17 protein-coding genes are annotated in these 20,089 nt (G+C 57.2%); 8 read left to right on the top strand and 9 right to left on the bottom strand.

What is annotated here, in order from left to right:
* Window positions 1-410: 410 nt before the first annotated feature.
* The 3 genes from COMA2_RS17295 to COMA2_RS17285 form a co-directional block, all read right to left on the bottom strand.
* Window positions 411-686: a hypothetical protein gene (locus COMA2_RS17295; RefSeq protein ID WP_139077461.1), complete on the bottom strand. Its 276-nt coding sequence runs from the start codon at window positions 684-686 to the stop codon at window positions 411-413.
* 317 nt (window positions 687-1,003) lie between these two features.
* Entirely contained in the window at window positions 1,004-2,284 is a 1,281-nt protein-coding gene (locus COMA2_RS17290) for an NAD(P)/FAD-dependent oxidoreductase (protein ID WP_090901294.1), read from the bottom strand.
* Between the two features lie 156 nt (window positions 2,285-2,440).
* Window positions 2,441-3,760: an NAD(P)/FAD-dependent oxidoreductase gene (locus tag COMA2_RS17285; protein ID WP_090901292.1), complete on the bottom strand. Its 1,320-nt coding sequence runs from the start codon at window positions 3,758-3,760 to the stop codon at window positions 2,441-2,443.
* 284 nt (window positions 3,761-4,044) lie between these two features.
* Here COMA2_RS17285 and COMA2_RS17280 point away from each other — a divergent pair, with 284 nt between their 5' ends.
* Complete coding sequence (locus COMA2_RS17280) at window positions 4,045-4,791, top strand: hypothetical protein (RefSeq protein WP_090901289.1); 747 nt, start codon at window positions 4,045-4,047, stop codon at window positions 4,789-4,791.
* A gap of 510 nt (window positions 4,792-5,301) precedes the next feature.
* Window positions 5,302-5,730 (top strand): hypothetical protein, encoded by a 429-nt coding sequence (locus COMA2_RS17275; protein ID WP_139077459.1) that lies wholly within the window; start codon window positions 5,302-5,304, stop codon window positions 5,728-5,730.
* 78 nt (window positions 5,731-5,808) lie between these two features.
* Here the strand turns inward: COMA2_RS17275 and COMA2_RS17270 are convergent, their stop codons facing one another.
* From COMA2_RS17270 to COMA2_RS17255, 4 genes are all read right to left on the bottom strand, one after another.
* The gene (locus tag COMA2_RS17270; RefSeq protein ID WP_090901283.1) at window positions 5,809-6,744 is read right to left on the bottom strand and encodes a PP-loop family protein; all 936 of its coding nucleotides are present in this window, start codon (window positions 6,742-6,744) and stop codon (window positions 5,809-5,811) included.
* Window positions 6,741-6,980 (bottom strand): MoaD/ThiS family protein, encoded by a 240-nt coding sequence (locus COMA2_RS17265; protein ID WP_090901280.1) that lies wholly within the window; start codon window positions 6,978-6,980, stop codon window positions 6,741-6,743. Before COMA2_RS17265 ends, COMA2_RS17270 begins: the two co-directional genes overlap by 4 nt.
* 191 nt (window positions 6,981-7,171) lie before the next feature.
* Window positions 7,172-7,516: a DUF2442 domain-containing protein gene (locus COMA2_RS21180; protein ID WP_090901277.1), complete on the bottom strand. Its 345-nt coding sequence runs from the start codon at window positions 7,514-7,516 to the stop codon at window positions 7,172-7,174.
* The gene (locus COMA2_RS17255) at window positions 7,497-7,733 is read right to left on the bottom strand and encodes a DUF4160 domain-containing protein (protein ID WP_090901274.1); all 237 of its coding nucleotides are present in this window, start codon (window positions 7,731-7,733) and stop codon (window positions 7,497-7,499) included. Before COMA2_RS17255 ends, COMA2_RS21180 begins: the two co-directional genes overlap by 20 nt.
* Before the next feature lie 372 nt (window positions 7,734-8,105).
* Here COMA2_RS17255 and COMA2_RS17250 point away from each other — a divergent pair, with 372 nt between their 5' ends.
* Window positions 8,106-9,440: a coiled-coil domain-containing protein gene (locus tag COMA2_RS17250; protein WP_090901271.1), complete on the top strand. Its 1,335-nt coding sequence runs from the start codon at window positions 8,106-8,108 to the stop codon at window positions 9,438-9,440.
* A 130-nt stretch (window positions 9,441-9,570) separates the two neighbouring features.
* Here the strand turns inward: COMA2_RS17250 and COMA2_RS17245 are convergent, their stop codons facing one another.
* Window positions 9,571-10,296 (bottom strand): glycosyltransferase, encoded by a 726-nt coding sequence (locus tag COMA2_RS17245; protein ID WP_090901268.1) that lies wholly within the window; start codon window positions 10,294-10,296, stop codon window positions 9,571-9,573.
* A 126-nt stretch (window positions 10,297-10,422) separates the two neighbouring features.
* On the opposite strand from COMA2_RS17245, the gene COMA2_RS17240 reads away from it, so the two are divergent.
* Together COMA2_RS17240 and COMA2_RS17230 are read left to right on the top strand one after the other, a co-directional pair.
* Window positions 10,423-14,913, top strand: coding sequence for a DEAD/DEAH box helicase (locus COMA2_RS17240; RefSeq protein ID WP_456236593.1), 4,491 nt, complete (start codon window positions 10,423-10,425; stop codon window positions 14,911-14,913).
* A gap of 224 nt (window positions 14,914-15,137) precedes the next feature.
* Window positions 15,138-16,487 carry a metal-dependent hydrolase family protein gene (locus COMA2_RS17230; RefSeq protein ID WP_090901263.1) on the top strand — a complete coding sequence of 450 codons (1,350 nt, stop codon included), beginning with the start codon at window positions 15,138-15,140 and terminating at the stop codon, window positions 16,485-16,487.
* Window positions 16,488-16,673: 186 nt separating this feature from the next.
* On the opposite strand, the gene COMA2_RS17225 is transcribed toward COMA2_RS17230, so the two are convergent.
* Window positions 16,674-17,072, bottom strand: coding sequence for a DUF3015 family protein (locus COMA2_RS17225; RefSeq protein WP_175304690.1), 399 nt, complete (start codon window positions 17,070-17,072; stop codon window positions 16,674-16,676).
* 135 nt (window positions 17,073-17,207) lie between these two features.
* On the opposite strand from COMA2_RS17225, the gene COMA2_RS17220 reads away from it, so the two are divergent.
* From COMA2_RS17220 to COMA2_RS17205, 3 genes are all read left to right on the top strand, one after another.
* The gene (locus COMA2_RS17220) at window positions 17,208-18,122 is read left to right on the top strand and encodes a hypothetical protein (protein WP_090901257.1); all 915 of its coding nucleotides are present in this window, start codon (window positions 17,208-17,210) and stop codon (window positions 18,120-18,122) included.
* A 237-nt stretch (window positions 18,123-18,359) separates the two neighbouring features.
* Window positions 18,360-18,884, top strand: coding sequence for a P-loop NTPase family protein (locus tag COMA2_RS17215; protein WP_139077457.1), 525 nt, complete (start codon window positions 18,360-18,362; stop codon window positions 18,882-18,884).
* A 509-nt stretch (window positions 18,885-19,393) separates the two neighbouring features.
* Entirely contained in the window at window positions 19,394-20,038 is a 645-nt protein-coding gene (locus COMA2_RS17205) for a DJ-1/PfpI family protein (RefSeq protein ID WP_090901359.1), read from the top strand.
* The last annotated feature ends 51 nt before the right edge of the window (window positions 20,039-20,089 follow it).

Raw genomic sequence — 20,089 nt, 5'->3', positions numbered from 1 at the left:
TTTCCATGAGCCGGGCTCAGCCTGGTAGAAGTTAGATCCACAAAACGCGTGTGAAGTCCTCATCCAAGCTTCGTGGATGGCCGCATTGGCGGCAACGAACGAATAGGCTTGAGTTATCGGATGTCCCCGAAGTTCGAAGGACGAGCCGGTATATCTTTCCACCACAAAAGGGGCAGGCTTCCCGCTGGAGGTTCTGTCGGATCAATTCCCGTCGGTTGAGTTGCTCTTCCATTATTCCTCCCCAGTTTCAGTAGCTGAACTGTTCTGGAGCGAGAAGCAATCGCTTGCTGCTTTGAGGGTGGGCATCCACAGACAGGGACCTGCACCCACGTCGTATTCCATTCAAATACTTCCGTTTCGGACAAGACCGAGTGTTTCTAGCCTAAGGTTGCTGAGTACAGCGGTTGCTGTCACGCACGAATCATGATCTGCTGGCCTGTCCGGGCTGATGCTGCCGGGTGATTTCCTTCAGAGGCCACGAATTGTCTGAGCCGTGATTGGTCTTTGGATGAAACAAGAAGAAGCTCTATCTGGATCCACTCGTTCTTGACCCACTGAACCTCTGCTAATTCGATTGCGCTAAAGGTGTCTTCATCGGGGAACCACAGACGGAGCTTGACATAATCACCAGGGCGCAGCTTCTTCGGGTTTAAGATCACAGGATGCGAGGATGAGAGCTCATACACGCACCCATCCCCTCTTAGGCCGTCGCCTCCCTTTGAAAGCATACAGTCGATCCCGACTTTTGATAGAAGTCCTGTAGGCATGTCCGCGCTCCTCGTGTGGAATGTCTGAACGATGAGGAACGGTACTACAGGGAGCGGAGCGAGGGCTATTACTCTGGTAGGTGGAAAGACCGAACTAAAGAGGCATCGGCATGATTCTCGTCCTTCACGTGAACATTTTAAATTGTATTAAAAGTAGTTATTACAAATAGTTATGAGAAATAGTTCATATATGAATTGCTGTATATGAATGGCCTGGGATATCCATGGGACACGATTCATTTATGCGCATGATCTGTCGACGGTCTGTTGTGACTGATAGCAGACTGCACAAAAATCAACCTTGCTCCTGGCTTAAATGTCAGGTAGTACCAGACCCATTCCGACATGACTCGGAATCGGCTCCGGAAGCTGATCAAAAAGAAAATATGGACGACGCACCAGAGCAGCCAGGCAGCGAGTCCTGAAGCGCGCACCGAACCGAACTGCGCCACGGCTTGCGCCCGGCCAATCGTGGCCAACATGCCGCGGTCTGCGTAGGCAAATAGTGGCCGTTGGTCGGGAGCGACGTCCTGATCGATGAGGTCGGCAACATACCGCCCCTGTTGAATTGCGACCGGTGCCACTCCCGGCAACGGTTTCTCATTATGGCCTACACAATGTGCTGCGTCGCCGATGACGAAGATCCAGGGATCCTCGGGAATCGTCAGATCCGGTCGGACTTTGATCCTGCCAAAGGAGTCTTGTGGAGCCGAGAGGGTGTTCAGGAGGGGAGACGCTTGATTGCCCGCCGCCCAAATGACGTTTGTCGAGGGAATCCATTCCTGTCCGACCCTCACACCGTCGGCATGGATGGCACTCACTGGGCTTCCGAGTTTGATCATCACGCCCATGCGAGTAAGCGCGGCGGCGGCCTTTGCTGAAAGTTGGGCATCGAATGCCGGTAGAATCCGTGAACCGGCCTCCACGAGAATGATTGAAAAGTCTTCAAGGCGCAAACTGGGAAAGTCCGGTCCCATGGTTTTCCTGCCGAGCTCGGCCAGCGCACCGGCTAATTCAACCCCGGTCGGACCTCCTCCCACGATGACGAACGTCAGTTGGCTCCGGACGCCGGTCGAGGTTCTCCGTCGTTCCGCGTCCTCAAACGCGAGCAACATCTTCTCTCGAAGCTGCACGGCATCGGTCATCGTCTTAAGGCCAGGCGCGGACGACTCCCATTCGTCGTGCCCGAAATAGGCGTGGCGCGAGCCCGACGCGACAATCAGAATGTCGAAGGCAATCGGCGAACCATTTTGCAGGTGGACCATCCGAGCCGCGCGATCAAGCGACACCACGTCATCCATCATGACGCGGACGTTGCGCTGCGAACGAAAGAGCGTGCGCAGAGGCCAGGCGATATCACCGGGCGACAACGCGGTGGTGGCTACTTGGTAGAGTAACGGTTGAAAGAGGTGATGATTCGTGCGGTCGATGAGGGTCACTTCGGCGTGATGGATGGAGCGTGCGGCAGTCAGCCCTCCGAAGCCGCCTCCGATAATGACGACCCGCTTATACGCCATTCTGTATGCTCCGTTTGCGCATGACGCTGATGGTGTGCCGGGGAGTTCGGGCGTCTTGCGACAACCTGATCGTTATTTTCATGAGTATGGCGTGGTCGAGGGGAGCACTGCAACGGATAGGCTGCGATTGAGCGCGGAAGGACGGTATCCGGGGTATTATGCTGCGCGACGTGAGCGTGTACGGTCCTCGGTAGCGCTCTCATGCGTCTGACTGTTGGGTGAGGTATTACGAAGATTGGCCGGTTGTTCACACAGTAATCTCGCGCCTGGCTTGAAGGTGAGATAGTACCAGGTCCATTCCGACATCACCCGTATTCTGTTCCTGAGACCGATAAGAAAAAATACATGGACAATACACCAGAGCACCCAGGCGAGTGGCCCTGAGGCGCGGATCGGACCAAATTGGGCGACGGCTTGCGCGCGGCCGATTGTCGCCAACATGCCACGATCTTTATACACAAATGGGGAACGTCGGTCCGGCAGGAGTTCGTGATTGACCACCTGGGCGACGTACTGGCCTTCTCGCATGGCGACGGGCGCGATCCCTGGCAAGGGTTTGCCGTCGTGGCCGAGACAATGGGCGGCATCGCCGATGACGAAGATCCAGGGATCATCCGGGATCGAGAGATCCGTTCCGACCTTGACCCGACCATATGAATCTTGAGGAACCGCCAGAGTATTGAGAAGCGGCGAGGCCTTGTTGCCTGCCGCCCAAATCACATTGACAGATGAGATCCATTCGTTGCCGACCATCACTCCATCCGGACGGACAGTGCTCACGGGGTTATTCAGTTTGACCATGACGCCCATGCGTTCAAGAGCCGTAAGAGCTTTGGCCGACAGTTTGGGGTCGAATCCTGGAAGAATGCGCGGGCCGGCCTCCACGAGGATGATCGAGAGATCTTCCAGGCGCAAGTGGGGATAATCCGGACCCATCGCTCGTTTCCCGATCTCGAGAAGCGAACCAGCTAACTCGACTCCGGTAGGGCCGCCGCCGACAATTACGAAGGTGAGGCGATTCTGCACGCCGGTTTCAGCTCGCTGTCGTTCAGCCTCTTCGAATGCGAGCAACATCCGTTCGCGCAAATAGATGGCATCAGCCATGGTTTTGAGTCCCGGGGCCAAGGGTTCCCACTCATCGTGTCCGAAGTAGGCATGCCGAGATCCCGGAGCGACAATCAAGGTGTCGAAAGAAATCGGGGCGCTGTCCCGGAGCCGGACTACCCGCGCGCACCGATCGATCGAGCTCACGTCATCCATTACCACACGAACATTGGGTTGTGAACGGAAGAGCGTGCGCAGGGGCCAGGCGATGTCGCTCGGAGACAAGGCCGCGGTCGCGACTTGATAGAGCAACGGTTGAAACACATGATGATTGGTGCGGTCGATCAGAACGACTTCGACATCGCGCAGGAAGCGCGCCGCAGTCATGCCTCCAAACCCGCCTCCGATTATGACAACGCGTTTCTGAGTCATGGGATCGAATGAAAGGGAAGGTTCAATCGAAAATTCACTTTACAAGACGTCGGAACATCCATTGAGTAAACTACGTGGCGAACCACAACCTGTCAAAGACTTCCTCCAAAGTCGCATGTGTGCCCTCTCTCTAAGAATCGGTAGGTCCGGCTTTTTCTTGAGCCTGTTTAGTGAGGATCATCCTATCGCTGAGCGGCGGTGGGAGTGCTGCTACACTTACCTCATTACGGGAAGACGTTCATCGATTGGGAGCACCTGCACGGAGAGAGAAAGGAGTATAGCTCATGGCCGTCAAACCTCGCCGGTTTTCGCGGATGACCAGTTCTGTTTGTTTGGCCGTCGTCGTGTTCATGATGGTCGCCTGTTCGGGCGGTTATTATACGGCCACTGTGAACGGCGGAAAGAAGGTCTATCGCGTCGACGAACAGGGCGCCAAGACGCTCGTGTATGAAACGGACCAGGACGGCAATACCATCATCCATGATGCCGACGATCCAAGGGCGCAGCAGCAGGCTGCTGCGCAGGGGATTGGAGAACCGCTCAGCGCGAAGCGAGCCGACCGACTTGAACAGCTGAGCCGGGCGCTAAAACGGCAGCCGAATGATCCTATTTATGTCAGTCTTGCCCAACCCGTGCTGGATACGCAAATGGAAAAGGCCGAGCGATCAAAAGGGGTGGTGGCGGAGCAGATTCGAAGCGAATTCGAGGCAGATCCCATCATCAAGCTCATCGAGGAGAATCGCAGTCGGTCCGGCTTGTTGAAGCCGCATGTCCCGGCAAGCCCCGATGTCGAAGTGTTGCCGAAGGTTTCGCTGAAGGAAGCCTATGGAGTCGATCGAAAGACAGGAAAACCGAGTAAGGTGCTGGCGGTCGTCTTTGAGGCCACGATCACGACGCAGGTCCCACCGGCAACGTACAATGTTTCAGAATCAGGCCATGTCTTAAAAAACCTGGAGGTCTCCAAACGCTTCGCCAAGCAGGTCAGGCAAGTCATCCTAGAGAAAATTGGCCCCAATATTCCGGCTCACTGACCCCACGACTCACAGCATGACGAGAAACAGTGTGCGATCATTGAGGTATCGATCGGCGTTTGAGTGTATGCCGAGCTTGCGCGACGGCCGGTATGAGTTCGTGGCTCAGATCAATTAACGCATATTCCACGGCTGATAGAACGGTAGCCAGGATGTGACCTGTCAAAAATCCCACCCTGTCCAATTCGTTTGAGCCTCGACGAAAGCAGCTAGTAATTCACTGAACAGATGCTGCTCTCATCATAAGTGCTAGATTATATTGGGCATCCAGACTCAATCAGAAGTGCCTGCAGACCGTCACGGACAACTTGTGGAGGCGGCGTCTCATCCGTGTAATAATGCCGACCGTTTCAGCGTGAGAGCTCGATGGCCAAGAGACAACCAACGGACTTTCGAATCACCATCGCGGATACGTCGCAGGGGCTCCGTATCGTCATGCCTTGCCGGCGCAGTTGGTTGGTAATGTGCGTTCTGGGGTTTTGGATTTGTGGTTGGGGGGTAGGTGAAATCATGGTCACCCTGCAGCTTCTTAACGGGGATGCTCCGCCGGTGGGAGAAGTCTTCATGCTGACCTGGCTTGGAGTCTGGACGGTCGGCGGAGCGTTGGCCATCTTTGCATGGTTTTGGCAGGTGATGGGGAAGGAAATTCTTACAGTACAGGGGCAGACGTTCAAAACCAGGCGTGACATCGGAGGATTCGGTTTTGACAAGGAATATGATCTTGTGCGGATGCGCGATTTACGGGTGGCCCAGATCGACGTCAATCCGTTCGATTTTTCATCGAGTCTTCAATTATGGGGAGTCGGTGGTGGAGTGATCGCCTTCGATCATGGAGCGAGAACCTATCGATTCGGGGCTGGACTTGATGAAGCAGAAGCGAAACAGATCGTGACGGCCATCAAACAACGATACCGTATTCCAGAGAGCACAAGGACGTAGTGGCCTAGGTCGGGCCTGCCGCGAGCCTGCTGAGTTTATGCGGGAGACAGCCATGCCACGCGCAAGGATGGTGGTGGTTTACACGCTGTGCGCCTTGGCACGCACCATCATTTTACAGTAGGAGCAGACATCGCCGGTGGTCGGCTGGCCACAGGTCGTACAGGGGCGCAATATGGCCTGATCCTTTTCCGTCATCGTGGAGAGGGCGGTATCCGGTTTCCGTTGTTTATCCAGAAACCCGCAGTAGAAGGCCTGCTTGGTGCCCGGGGATTCTGTCTCAAGCCGATTCAACACTTCTTTATAGAGAAGGGTTCGCGCGCCTTTGGCCATCGGACACTCTTCCACGATGTAGTCGATGCGATTGAGCACCGAATAGGCCGCCAATTCGCGCTCGGATAGGCGAAAAAGCGGCTTCACTTTCTTGGCAAAGCCGTCGAGAGAGGCCGGCAGGCTGGGGGACTGCTTGTCCAAATACTCTTCCTGCCAGCGGAGCACGTTGCCCAGCAGGCGGGCCGCTTCATCGTCGAGATTGTGTCCGGTCGCCATCACATCGTATTTGTGTTCCAACGCGACGCGATTGAACTGGTACCGTTTGATGGTGCCGCAGGTGGAACAGGTCGGACGATGAATCAGCATGGCCAGTTCCTTGATGCCGGCGCCGGCTTCCTGCTCGACAATATGGACATGCAGGACTGCGCCGATCGGCGTGGCGACCGTTTCGGCAAACCGGACGACTTTGGCATGGGACACTTTCGAATAGCCGCCGATGCCGAGGTCTACATAGAGAGCGTCGGCTTTGTAACCCATCTTAAGGAGAATATCCCAGAGAGCCAGGCTATCTTTCCCGCCCGAGACCGCCACTAGGATGCGATCATCCTTTCCGAACATCTTTTCAGACTTGATGGCTCGGCTGACCTGGTCATGCACATAGGTATTGAAGCAGCCTTTGCAGAAGGCGGCATTGTGGCGGGGGAGGTCGATCACTGCTCGGGTTTTGCATTTCGTGCAGTTCATGCTCGATTCGCGAAGCGAGACTCGTAAAGCGTGAAACACGGAGAGCCGCCGGAGATGACCGGACGGATCTCGATCTGGTCCTGGTCGTAGAGCATCTCGTCTTCGGTCACGAGTTCATCGCCGCGTATGATCAAATGCGCCTCGACCACGAGATTGAGTTCTTTGAAGAGATCTTTCGCCTTCTTCGGACCTTTGACCTCAATGGTTCGTGCGGGATGGCTGAGTTGAACCTGCATGCCGCGATCATATGCCGCGGATGCGCAAGGGAGCAAGGGGCCTTGGGGTCTACGAGTGTCTGCGGAGTTTTCCGACGGAGTGCATACATGCAGAATACATTCACATCCTGATCGTGCGACTCGTGAGGGGTTGCGTGGCCTCGTGTAGGCGATCGATGAAGGTGGCGGCGAGGAAAAGTTGATGGGAGTAGTTAGTGGCGACCATTGGGGGCCCGTCTCACAGAACCTCGCGTTCCACTGGACCTGCGAGCGGAGAGCCATTTCTTGAACGAGGCCTGGCTTTCCCCCGACGGTTTGCCGGCGAGGAGGCCTTCGATGCTGATGTCCTCATCAAGTTTGCTCCAGTGAATACCGTACCCTCGGCCAATCAAACGCCAGTTCTTGCGTTCTGCCGGTGTCGCGTGGATCAATCGAGGAAACCAGGCGAGTGGTACGGACAAACTCCTTCCGTCGCTCAGTTCTACGGTTAACGTGTCTTCCGTCACCGTCACTGTTTCTGCTACCGGCACTGAGATCTCAATCGGCGAAGTATTCATCCCACGTCTCCCGAAGACCGTCCTGATGTTCGATCATGAGTTTATGAAGGCGACCGATTTCCGGACGTGAAAATCCACCGCTCTCTTGCAACCGGACGGGATCCAGCCAAAACTTCGCCACCTTGTCTTCCCGTTCAATGTGTATGTGGGGTGGTTCATCGCGATCACCCGCGTAGAAGAAAAACCGATAAGGACCAACCTTCAGAACTGTCGGCATGAACGTGCGCTCATTACGAACGCATCTTAGCACGTTGGCTCTCTCAAGCTGAAGCGTTCTACTGCTTCCTTATGCGATGCCTCACCCGCTGAACGCCATAGGTCTCATCACTTGCATCAAGACCTCCAAATTTAATTGTTTCATTGCTCTTTCACTAACACCCCATCTGGATTCTTATGGTGGTCTCAATTGAACAGTCTAGTAGAGGCGGTTTCAGGAAATACCGTCCCTTGTGGGAAGACCGTCTTCTGCTCACATTGCCTCGTTTTCTCATCCGGTGCTAGACTCTGCTACCGTAATTCCTTCATTGATCGCTCCCAAACGCTGCGTAAGTACGATGCCTCGTCCTGAGGAACAACCTGTGGAGGGCCAATGTCGATTCGGATGGTTGCCACGCCTCTGTTCGGCGTCGGCATTCTCGCCTTGATTCTGATCGTTCACGTGGGTGTGGCCGATGCGCAGGTCAAGTGCTGGGCGCCTCGTCAGAACGAGGGGCCTGTCACCGATAAACGCTGGTCCCGCCATCTCAAGGCGATGAGCGCCGCAGAAACCATTCTCAAGCAGTCACAGGAGTTTCTGAATTCGCCGGTTCCCGTCCGTCTGCGGGCCACGATGGCGGCCAATCGGTATGAACCGAAAGACTCGCGGTTGGTCGTGCAGGCCTATCCGGAGCAGACGTCGCTCGGTATCGGGATCTGGCAAGGAGAATGCGGGATTAGTCCCGATGCAGACCGCATGGCCGGATCGATCGGAAGGATCAGCATCTATTTCAACCACCTCTCGAAGGACCTGTTCATGGGCCAGGACGAGGTTCCGAAGTTGACCGGTTCGAGGGGCGGGTATCCCGAGTACAACGGGTGGGTGGTGATCTCGAAGAACGGGCGGCTGCCATGGATTCCTCAAACTCTCGGCGATCGACTCGATCGCGTAGGGGCTGCCCGTGAGCGGGCCTTGGCCGATTGGCGCAGCGCCAGGGCTTTACGCACAGCTCCCGATCAGACCATGATCGATCGGACTGCGGCCTTGCGGAGAAAGACCGATCCAGCCGGCGCCGACCAGTATGTGGAGAATATGAGGCGGCTGACGGCGGACATTCAAGCGGGGCAGGCCAAAGATGCGGCACGAGAAGCGCTGCTCACGAAACTCCTCAACGACTACCATGCCTATCGAGCATCGTTTACGGCTCAGCAACTCGCTATGTCGGCGGTCTGGGCGGATACGGACGGCTCCGTCCGCAAGACGATGGAGGCTCAGATCGATGAGCTGCAAGCGTTCAGCGTGGATGAGCAGGAAAGAGTGGGTGACATACGGGAGCACAGTCGAAGCCTGGAGAGGGAGGCGATGGCGAGCGACAATGAAGCGGCGGCGCGTCGGTTGCGCACCCAAGCCAGGGACTTGTTGCAGGATGCCGACCAAGTCGGCAAGGACCATAGGGAACGTGCTGCACTGGAGGAAGAAGCCTTGCGAGGCGCCTATGAATTGACCAACCTGAAACCAGGCCCGGCGGAACAAGTACTTGCCTATAAGATGGATCCGACCTTTCCGAGCCGGAGTCAGCCGGGAAAGATCCAGGTTATCGTCCTGTCGACGGGGACCTTGGCCGAAGAGGATATTCTGCAGCGTCCTGAACAGGCTGCGCGCAGGACCTGGCTCGACCGAGTCAAAGCGTCGATTGATTACGCTGCCTTGGCGGCATTACTGGACTGATGCTTGCAGAAGAGACCAAGGAGGAAACTGAAGATCCTGATGGTCATCTTGATGATCATGGAGACGAGATTGAGAATGTGAAACGGCATATGGTGGAACACGACACCCGCCTCCCTGTATCGGATAATCGTCAGCGCCGTCCGTCATACCACACAGAGAGGTGCTTCTTATCCTGCAACGTCCTTTTGGGAAGGAAAAAGATTCGGAAGATTTGCACGGCGATCTCCCGGCCTGAGTAGAGCGCGACCTTGCGTGACGATGTCTTGAGTGGATGCCCCGTCAAGATCGTAAATTGAAGGCCCTGCCGTCGTCCCCATTGTTTGAGCTGTTTGCTGAGCCTAATCTCGTCTAATGCGTAAAGTTCTTGGTCAAACCCACCGACTTGTTGAAAGGCATCGCGTCGACAGACTACCAGCGCTCCAGCGGCCCAGCGACAGAGAACAGAGACTGTCGTCCAGAACCGCAGCGTCATGCCGGCCCACCAAGGCAATCCGTCCATGCGCAGCGTGCTGCCGCATCCGACGTACTTCCCGGACTCAATCAGCTGCAGAATCTCGGCAAGCAGACCGGGGCTCAGCAGGCTGTCGGCATCCAAGAACAGTAACCAGTCTCCCGTCGCGTGGGCCGCGCCGGCATTGCGCGCCCGGCCGATTTGATTGATCGGTTCGAAGACGACGGTTGCGCCGGCCAGCCTGGCAAGCTCGGCTGTATTGTCGGTGGAATTGTTATCCACGACGATGGTCTCGGATGTGAACCCTGAGCGCTGGTTCGTCGCAATTGAAGTAGCGACGGAGTGCAGGGATTGTTGGATCAGACGTGCTTCGTTGAATGCAGGGATGACGATAGAGAGATACATAAGGCCGCCATCATGCCACATGTGCCATAGGTTACGAAATAGGCCGTCGGTTTCGAATGATGGTGAAGATCGAGGACGCGAAGACGCAGCCTGCGGACAGCTTTCATGCATGATAAAATGCCGTCGATGCCACTCACTCGATTCCATCCGATCATCGCGGACTGGTTTGCTTCGCAGGTCGGCCGACCGACCGACGTTCAACTCCGAGCGTGGCCCGCGATCCAATCGGGAACGGATGCGTTGATCGCCGCGCCGACCGGATCGGGAAAGACGCTCGCGGCCTTTCTCTCCTGCATCGACAGCCTGTTTAAACAGGCGCTCAATCGTGAACTTGACGACCATACCTCCGTGCTCTATGTCTCGCCGCTCAAAGCGCTGAGCAACGATATACAAAAAAATCTCCAGAAACCGCTGGCGGAAATCGGACAGCTGGCGTTGCAAGCCGGGCTGCTGATGCCGGAACTACGCGCCTTGGTCCGCACCGGCGACACGCCCATGGCGGATCGGCAGCAGATGCTCAAGCGGCCGCCGCATATTCTCGTGACGACGCCGGAGTCCCTGTTCATCTTATTGACGGCCGAGAAGAGCCGGCGACTCTTGCAGACCGTGCGCACTGTGATCGTCGATGAAATTCATGCGTTGGCTCCGAACAAGCGCGGGGCTCACCTGGCGCTCTCGCTGGAACGACTGGAAGCGCTTACCCACGTGAAACCACAGCGGATCGGCCTCTCGGCGACGCAACGACCGATCGAGCTGGTCGCACGGTTTCTCGTCGGTAGCTCAAGGGCGTCACGTGCCGATGGTCAACTATTAATCGTTCCCGATTCACCGGCCGATGGCTGTCAGCTATCAGCCGCCGGCTCTTCTCCTTGCACGATCATCGACGTCGGCCATCGTCGTGAACTGGACCTCGCTGTGGAAGTGCCGAAGGATGAGCTGAGCGCCGTGGCGACCAATGCGATCTGGTCCGATGTCTACGATCGGGTGGCTGAGTTGGTTCGCCACCATCGCTCGACCCTGGTCTTTGTGAATACACGCCGGTTGGCTGAGCGCGTCTCCCATTACTTGGAGGAACGTCTCAAGGATTTGGGTCCCGATGTCGTGGCGGCTCATCACGGAAGCCTCTCGCGGCAGATCCGTCTCTCGGCGGAAGAGCGATTAAAAACGGGGAAAACACGCGTCGTAATCGCCACGGCCTCGCTGGAGTTGGGCATCGACGTCGGCACGGTCGATCTGGTCTGTCAGATCGGCTCGACGAGAGCCATCGCCACGGCGCTGCAACGGATCGGAAGGGCCGGCCATTGGATCCATGCGATTCCAAAAGGCCGGTTGTTTGCGATGACCAGGGATGAATTGCTGGAATGCGCGGCGTTGGTCCGCGCGATCCTGCAGGGGACGCTGGACCGGATCACCGTGCCGCCGGCTCCGCTCGACATTCTCGCTCAGCAGCTCGTTGCCGCGTCGGCCGGCCAGACTTGGGTAGAGGAAGACTTGTTCAGTCTCTGCCGACGAGCCTTTCCCTATCGCGCGTTGTCACGGGACGATTTCGATGCCGTGGTGCGGATGTTGGCCGATGGCATCGCGACGCGGCGAGGGCGGGGGCTGGCCTATCTCTACCACGACCGGATCAACCATCGGATCAAGGGGCGGCGCGGGGCGCGGCTCGCGGCGATCACGTCAGGGGGCGCCATTCCCGATACTGCCAACTATGCGGTCGTGGCGGAACCGGACGGCACGGTCGTCGGATCCGTCGATGAAGATTTCGCGGTGGAAAGTCTGGCCGGCGACATCATGTTGCTCGGCAATACGTCATGGCGGATCAAGAGGGTCGAGGCCGGAAAAGTGCGGGTGGAAGATGCGCGGGGGGCGCCGCCCAGCATTCCGTTCTGGCGAGGCGAGGCGCCGTCGCGCACGGCGGAACTCTCCGCGGAGGTCGCTTCACTTCGTCACGAGATCGCCGCGCGCGCGTCTTCTCCTGCCGATTCAGAGTACTCAGTCCTGTCGTGGCTTCGCCATGAATGCGCGCTCGATCCGCGCGGCGCGCAACAGGCCATCGAATATGTCCTGATGGGAAAAGCCGTGTTAGGGGTGGTGCCGACGCAGGAGACGGTTGTCGCTGAACGGTTCTTCGATGAAAGCGGAGGGATGCAGTTGGTGATCCATGCCCCGTTCGGCGGGCGGATCAACAAGGCCTGGGGACTCGCGCTACGCAAGCGGTTCTGCGTGACGTTCGATTTCGAGCTGCAGGCAGCGGCGACGGATAACGGCCTCGTGATTTCGCTGGGCGAGAAGCACAGTTTCCCCTTGGAGTCCGTCTTCGGCTATCTCCATTCCAACAGCGTGCGAGACGTCTTGATTCAAGCGGTGTTGCTGGCGCCGATGTTCGCCACGCGATGGCGGTGGAATGTCTCGCGATCGTTGGCGCTGTTGCGCTTTGCGAACGGCAAGAAGGTGCCGCCGCAGATTCAGCGCATGAGGGCCGAAGATCTGCTGGCGGCAGTGTTCCCCGATGCCATTGCCTGCCAGGAGAATCTGACAGGGGAACGGTCGGCACGTCGGATGCCTGACCACCCGCTCGTGCAGGAGACGATCCGTGATTGTCTGACCGAGGCGATGGATCTCGATGGGCTTATCGAAGTCCTGCGAAAGATCGAATCAGGCGCGATCGCCTGCATCGCGGTGGATACGCCGGCGCCGTCCGTTTTGTCGCACGAAATCTTGAACGCCAATCCGTACGCCTTCCTGGACGATGCGCCGCTGGAAGAACGGCGGGCGCGCGCCGTCGACATGCGCCGGACGCTGCCGCCCGATCTGTTGGAGCAGGTCGGCGCCTTGGATCCGGCCGCGATTGAAGAAGTTCGGCGTGAGTCCCGGCCGGTCGTGCGCGATCCGGATGAATTGCATGACGCGCTCCTGACACTGGTGTGGGTGCCTGAGGCGACCTTCCCACAATGGCAGCCGTATCTGCCGCCACTCGTGGAATCTGGTCGTGCCGTCCCTCTTGCGCTGCACGCTCGCCTCGCTGAGTCGAAGCAGGCTTCACACTCGCCTCGCATCGTCGGCGAAGCGGGCTTCACGCCTTACGAGGTCCGGGGCTGGGTGGCAACGGAGAATCGAGAACGGGTCGAGCAATTATTCGCGGCAGGCGATGACTCGACGCTCGATGCCATGATGCTCGGGTGGATGGAGAGCATCGGCCCAACGACCATCAGCGAACTCGCGACTCGGCTCCATCTTTCCATTGAGCACGTCGAGCATGCGATGCTCCGCCTCGAAGCCTCCGGCCAAGTTCTCCGCGGCCGGTTTACGCTTCACGCCTCACGAGCGACGAACGATGAGATTGAATGGTGCCACCGCCGCTTGCTGACCAGGATCCATCGTTTAACGATCGGGATTCTGCGCAAAGACGTTGAGCCGGTGACGGCGTCGGAATTCATGCGATTCGTGATGCAATGGCAGCATGTCACGCCGGGATCGCGTCAGCACGGAGAAGCCGGCCTGCTGCAAGTGATCGGACAAGTTGCAGGGTTCGAGGCGGCTGCGTCTGCGTGGGAACCACAGCTCTTGCGTCTTCGCATGGCGAAATACGAACCTGAGCTCCTGGATCGTCTCTGCCTGAGCGGCGCGGTCGGCTGGGGGCGCCTCTCGCCGCATCCGAACTTGTCACAAGCAGGCGCGATGGACCGGCGGCGTATTGTTCCAACCAGCCTCGCTCCCATCAGTCTCTTTCCTCGTGAAGACCGTGAGTGGTTGATGAAGGTGTTTCACGGTGAAGCAACTCCGACTCTCGCTGATCGCCATGCTCAACTGAGCGTGGTCGCGCAGGATCTGTGTCATGTGTTGCAACAACAAGGCGCCAGCTTTTTTGCCGATCTGGCGCGGGTGAGCCATCATCTTCCGGCGGAAGTCGAGAACGGGTTGTGGGAATTGGTGGCAGCCGGTCTGGTGACGGCCGATGGATTCGATAACCTCCGTGCCCTCATCAATCCCCATCGGCGACGGGCCGAAGGGCGTGAACGGACCCGTCGGCCCCGGCATGCGGGAGGACGGTGGTCGTTGCTGCGACAGGAGGGTCGGTCATCGGTCACTGGTCAATGGTCGTCGGCTCCGGATCAAGTCATCAGCCTGCTTCGCCAGCTCAGCGAGGCGAGCCATCGGCCATCAGCCATTTGCTCGGTTGAACCCGTCGCTCGCCAACTGCTTCGCCGCTACGGGGTCGTCTTTCGTGACCTGCTGGCGCGGGAATCGTTGGTTCAGTCGTGGCGGGATCTGCTGGTGCAGTATCGGCGGATGGAGATGGCGGGCGAGGTGAGGGGCGGGCGATTCGTGACGGGATTTACCGGCGAGCAATTCGCTCTGCCGGAGGCGGTGGAGGGGTTGCGCGCATTGCGCAAGAGCGGCAACCTGAGCGCCGGGATAGAGGTGAAGATTTCAGCCTGCGATCCGCTGAACCTCGCGGGGATTGTGTTGCCAGGGCCACGAATCCCGGCTGTACCGACAAACTTTCTCATCCTCAAAGATGGTGTTGTGGCGCGGACGGTCATCGGCCGTCAGGGTGAGACCGCGCCCTTCGCTCAAGAGCGGATCGATGCGCGGGCTGTGCAACAGCGTTCGTGACGGTCAGGTCAGCGAACAAACGGCCTCGAGGTGTCCTGCAACAGTGCGAGCAAGGCCGTGGAATCTCGCTCCGATGTATCTCTTTCGTCTGACGGAGAAAGTGCGAGACAGCCATTGCTGCCGATCACGATTCCGGCGCAATGTGAGTTGAACGGAGAATAGAATCGGGCAACTCGGAGACGATTCATGGCCGGCACTCTGATTGTGTTGGAGAAAGGGAAGACATGAAACGCTATCTCATGGCGGCACTGGCGGTGCTCATCATTTTTAACGACATCCTTGGGCCGAATACTCAGGCTGCCGATGTTCCATCAAGTGTGTTGTTCGAGAATGTGCGCGTCTTCAACGGATCCTCCGATCGTCTGTCGTCGCCTGCGAACGTGTTGGTCGTCGGCAACACCATCAAAGCGATTTCCACTGTGCCCGTAACGGTTCCCTCCGGTACATCAGTGACGCGGATTCAGGGCGGCGGGCGTATACTCATGCCGGGATTAATCGACGCCCATGTTCATCTCATGTTCTCGAATGTGTCGCAGGCGGTGATCCTGATGGCCGACATCGGGTACGTCAATCTTGCTGCAGGGAAGGCTGCACACGAGATGCTCATGCGCGGCTTCACCAGTGTGCGCGATCTGGGCGGCCCGGTGTTCGGGCTCAAGCGAGCGATTGATCAGGGGCTTGTGGCCGGACCACGTGTCTGGCCGTCCGGTGCGTTCATTTCCCAGACGGGCGGCCATGGTGATTTCCGGTTGCCGACGGACATTCCATCCCGCCCTGGCGACTACACCTATGGTGAGCGCATCGGCGCGACCGTGATCGCCGATAGCCCTGATATGGTGCGCCGGCGGGTGCGCGAGCAGCTGATGTTGGGGGCCTCCCAGATTAAGTTAATGGCGGGCGGCGGTGTCGCGTCGAGCTTTGATCCGCTTGATGTCACGCAATACAGCACCGACGAGTTGCGTGCCGCGGTGGAGAGTGCCGAGAACTGGGGCACCTACGTGACCGTGCACGCTTACACGCCGCGCGCCGTGAAGCAGGCAATTGAAGCCGGGGTGAAGTGCATCGACCACGGTCAGTTACTCGATGATGCCACCGCGAAGCTGATGGGGGAAAAAGGCGTCTGGTGGAGCCTGCAACCATTCACCGACGACCGTCCTTCGCCATTCCCCGAAGGTTCGCCGAACCGGATCAAGCAGCTCCAGATGTACAACGGCACCGATACGGCCTACGCACTGGCCAAGAAATACAAGATCAAAACAGCTTGGGGTACCGACATTCTCTTCAGTGCTGAAAACGCAGCCGGACAGGGAAAGATGCTCTCGAAGATGGCGCAGTGGTATCAGCCGGCTGAAGTGCTCAGAATGGCGACCGCGGACAACGCCGAGCTGCTCGCGCTCTCGGGCTTGCGGAGTCCCTATCCCGGCAAGCTTGGCATCATTCAGGAAGGGGCGATGGCGGACCTGCTGCTTGTCGACGGCAATCCCTTGGACAACCTGAAGCTGATCGACGACCCGGAAAAGAATTTTCTTGTGATCATGAAGAACGGAATCCTCTACAAGAATCTGGTCAAGTAAGAAGAGGGCTGGCATGATTCGCGCACCGCTCATCATCATTCCGGCTGCCGGCGCGTCCAGACTATTGTTCTCACCTGTGTCGGCTGAGACCAACATCGCTCCAGCTAGAGCCAAATTTCAGGTGACAGTGTAGTGCTTCTGCTGACTGCGTCGGCCGGTCCCCCTGCTCAGATCCCTCAAGCCACGTTATCGAATGAATGCTCCGGATGTATCCCGAAGCAGTAAAAGCAAGGCCGTGGAATCCTTGCCTATCTTCCCGGCATAGCTTGCCTGGGCGGCGGAGAAAAATGCTGTCTGTCGGTCATTTGGAACTCCCAACAGCCTGCTGATCGAGGCCAAATACTCTCCGCGACCTGCTGCGACATCTTGAACCAGGTTTTCATGATTGAACGAGACGAACGCCGTCGCCTTGAAATCCGGCTTGATCTGCCCGTCCTCGCTCCACCAGGCTGCTCCCGATGTGGTGCCGGTGACGTTGGATGTCGTGTCGGTCGTTTGGTTAATGGTGGCTTTCAGGGTGCAACCCGTTAGGCCAAGCATCAGGCTTGCACCGATGGCTGCTATATTTCGAAAAGATTTCCGCATGGAGTCCTCCCTCTTCAAGCAGGATCGTCTGAATGCCCACACTATATCATTATGGTCTCTTAAGTTCAGCCGACTGGGTGCCGATAGCGGAGCGAGGCAAGGCGTATCCCTGATCGATCGAGTAGGAGATCTCCTATGCCGGTTCAGGCCCTGACGTCCGTCGATCCACATCACTTCTTCAATCTGCGCCGGCTACCCGATGGCGAGGTCCATCGACTGGATACAAGGGTCAGCGGCGTGGCGGTGTCCAACGAGTTTTCAGGGCGGCTCGCGGTGACGACAGCGGAAGGGGATCGGATTACGTTCACCGCAGACCTTGCGACCGATTTTCGATCCGAGAGCCACATTTCTCAGATGGCGGACGATCGTACAATGGGAAGGGTCGAAGCGACGTATACACACTACGCTGTCCAACGTGACTTCGGCCTAGCCGTGGAGGGAGATCTCAACAAGGAGGAGCTGCACGACCTGAAGATCCTCTTCGGGAACATCGCGACCATCTTTCGTGGATTCTTTCAAGGAGAAGATGAAGTTACCAGGGCCCATACCACCAAGCTTGCGGAGGGGTTCAGGGGGATGGACTCACTCTCCGGTCCCGACTTGAGTGTCGACGTTGTTCGATCGGTTGTGGTGGCGGCGGCATCACACATTACCTCGGGTGGGGCGCCAGCGGCGGTCGCGGCGATCCCGCAGCCGTCCAACGGTACCACGGCGCCCACCCCGTCATCGGGCTTGCCCGATGGGACTCATCTCACTGTGCCAGTGAAGGACGCGCATCTCGCATCACTCATTCAACAAGTACTCGATGCACTGAAGGATGCGAAGGTGGAATTAGAAAAGGTTCGCGCCTATCTGCCGGACTTCTTCGAGAAGTTGCGGGATGATTTGGTGAAGGAATTTCATGGCGAGCGGGAACCAAAGATTGATGATCAGGATCATTCGATAGCTCAAGTATCAGATGAAGTGAATTCGCCGGCAAGCAGTAGGAGCCTGCTTGTTGCCTACCGAACCGTCACAGAGACATCATTCTCGTTGTCGATGCACGGTTAATCCCACCGATAGCCCTCGAGAATCCTTCATGTTACTCTTGAAGTCACTTGCCATCGTAAGGTAATCAAGCAGTGGGCTCAAGTTTCATGTTCAAGATTCAGACAATGCCGGCGTTCGTTCAGCGCGCGAGTGTCTAAGAGACGAGCAGCGGAGGCCCAACCTCATATTTTCCCTTGCGTCACTCACTGCTATGCAGTAGACCTCTTCCGGCTAGCATAATCGTTCGACCAATATTGCATGGTTCAACGTATTCATATTTTGGGTGGACCTGGCAGCGGAAAGACTTATGCGGCTGGTCGTCTATCTCGAATGCTGCAGATTCCGGCTCACGATTTAGATGGATTATTCTGGGATGTGCAAGCAGACCGCTATGGTCGTCGGGCTGCTGAGGATGGACGCGATACGAAACTTGCCGGCATTGCTCGGCAGGAACAATGGATCGTCGAAGGTGTTTACTATACATGGCTGAAGCCTGTTTTTGAACGAGCAGACCTCATCGCAGTGTTGCAGCCACATGTGTTCATGCGTGACTTGAGAATTGTGAGGAGGTTTGGATACCGCAAATTGGGAATCAGTACTTCAAAGCAAGAAGGATTCGGAGATCTATACCGTCTTTTGCTTTGGAATCATCAGTATGATACGGCCAATCTGAAACGTGCGATGGAATGCATCGAGCCATATGTGCATAAGTTTATTCATTGCCGCTCAGCGGACGAGCTCGTCTCCCGCGTCCTGAAGTCGGTGAATCAATCGATAGTATAGTGTCAACAAGCAAGTCCGCTCATTGAACGTTATCATCGAGTTATTTCTAACGCGACCTCTGGGGAAACTCTGGAGCAGACGGCTGAACTGGAGCGGCCGGTGGAGAAGGAAACTGAAATGTTTGATTGTGCAATTGAAGGGGAGGGCCAAGGTTTAATCCCGGACTTGGCGAAGGCTGCACCTTGATGAGTCGCTCACCATTCGGCAGATTAATCGTGCTTTCGACGTTTCCTCGATGGTCTTTGTAGACTTGGATGCCGCCTTCCGGACCCAGTACTTGGTTTAACCGTTGCTTCGCGCTCGGCTGTTGAGAAGGCTCCTCCGCAGCGGCGGGCAAGCTCGGCCACATGATTCCCATTAGGATAATGAAAAAGGCAGTGATCCGATGCATGAGTTCCATTATATACTGTCTCCTTGCTCAAGTTGTTATAGACCCCAAGCTGGCCGAGCCGGCCTTTCAATACTGATTGATGATCAAGAATGAGGCTGTGATGATCCCAGAGAAGAAACTGCAAGTGGCCATACTGTTGTACGACGGCATGACCGCGCTCGATGCGATCGGCCCCTATGAAGTCCTTCAGTCGCCGACGCTCGGTACCGACGTGCGCTTTGTGGCGCGCGAGAAGGGCGTGAAGCGCACCGACTTCGGGAGGCTGCGTTTGACGGCGGACTATACGCTCGATGAAACCATCAGCCCCGATATCCTCGTGGTGCCAGGAACTGCGTTTCCACAAGCCGTGATGGGCGATCAGTTGGTCCTCGAATGGATTGCACGGGTGCACCGCACGACCAAGTGGACCACGTCGGTCTGTACCGGCGCTTTAGGTCTGGCAGCCGCCGGTGTGCTTCAGGGCCTGAAGGCTACCACGCATTGGCTCGCGCTCGATGTTTTGAAACAATTCGGCGCCGTTCCAACCAAAGAGCGTGTCGTTCGCGACGGCAAGATCCTCACTGCCGCCGGGGTTTCCTCCGGGATCGATATGGCCCTCACCCTGGTTGCCGAAGAGTTTGGCGCCGATGCGGCGCAACTCACCCAACTGCTCATTGAATACGATCCCCAGCCGCCGTTTGATGCCGGAAGTCCCGACAAAGCGCCGAGCGCGATCGTGGATGCGGCACGTAAGGAGTTCAGCAAGTTGGTCGTCATGCCATAATCCCTGTCGATGACATCACAGGGACGGTTTATCTCACCGCTGCCGCTTCTT

Source organism: Candidatus Nitrospira nitrificans, from assembly GCF_001458775.1.
GTDB classification, from domain to species: Bacteria; Nitrospirota; Nitrospiria; order Nitrospirales; family Nitrospiraceae; genus Nitrospira_D; species Nitrospira_D nitrificans.
Note: the sequence above shows the minus strand (reverse complement) of the source record. Positions and strands in the feature narration are given on the sequence as shown.

Excerpts from the sequence above, each read along its gene's own strand:
- COMA2_RS17275 (WP_139077459.1), top strand. The coding sequence starts at position 5,302 with ATGGTCACCCTGCAGCTTCTTAACGGGGATGCTCCGCCGGTGGGAGAA.
- COMA2_RS17270 (WP_090901283.1), bottom strand. The coding sequence starts at position 6,744 with ATGAACTGCACGAAATGCAAAACCCGAGCAGTGATCGACCTCCCCCGC.
- COMA2_RS17225 (WP_175304690.1), bottom strand. The coding sequence starts at position 17,072 with ATGCGGAAATCTTTTCGAAATATAGCAGCCATCGGTGCAAGCCTGATG.
- COMA2_RS17265 (WP_090901280.1), bottom strand. The coding sequence starts at position 6,980 with ATGCAGGTTCAACTCAGCCATCCCGCACGAACCATTGAGGTCAAAGGT.
- COMA2_RS21180 (WP_090901277.1), bottom strand. The coding sequence starts at position 7,516 with ATGAATACTTCGCCGATTGAGATCTCAGTGCCGGTAGCAGAAACAGTG.
- COMA2_RS17280 (WP_090901289.1), top strand. The coding sequence starts at position 4,045 with ATGGCCGTCAAACCTCGCCGGTTTTCGCGGATGACCAGTTCTGTTTGT.
- COMA2_RS17230 (WP_090901263.1), top strand. The coding sequence starts at position 15,138 with ATGAAACGCTATCTCATGGCGGCACTGGCGGTGCTCATCATTTTTAAC.
- COMA2_RS17290 (WP_090901294.1), bottom strand. The coding sequence starts at position 2,284 with ATGGCGTATAAGCGGGTCGTCATTATCGGAGGCGGCTTCGGAGGGCTG.
- COMA2_RS17220 (WP_090901257.1), top strand. The coding sequence starts at position 17,208 with ATGCCGGTTCAGGCCCTGACGTCCGTCGATCCACATCACTTCTTCAAT.
- COMA2_RS17215 (WP_139077457.1), top strand. The coding sequence starts at position 18,360 with ATGGTTCAACGTATTCATATTTTGGGTGGACCTGGCAGCGGAAAGACT.
- COMA2_RS17285 (WP_090901292.1), bottom strand. The coding sequence starts at position 3,760 with ATGACTCAGAAACGCGTTGTCATAATCGGAGGCGGGTTTGGAGGCATG.
- COMA2_RS17245 (WP_090901268.1), bottom strand. The coding sequence starts at position 10,296 with ATGTATCTCTCTATCGTCATCCCTGCATTCAACGAAGCACGTCTGATC.
- COMA2_RS17240 (WP_456236593.1), top strand. The coding sequence starts at position 10,423 with ATGCCACTCACTCGATTCCATCCGATCATCGCGGACTGGTTTGCTTCG.
- COMA2_RS17255 (WP_090901274.1), bottom strand. The coding sequence starts at position 7,733 with ATGCCGACAGTTCTGAAGGTTGGTCCTTATCGGTTTTTCTTCTACGCG.
- COMA2_RS17250 (WP_090901271.1), top strand. The coding sequence starts at position 8,106 with ATGTCGATTCGGATGGTTGCCACGCCTCTGTTCGGCGTCGGCATTCTC.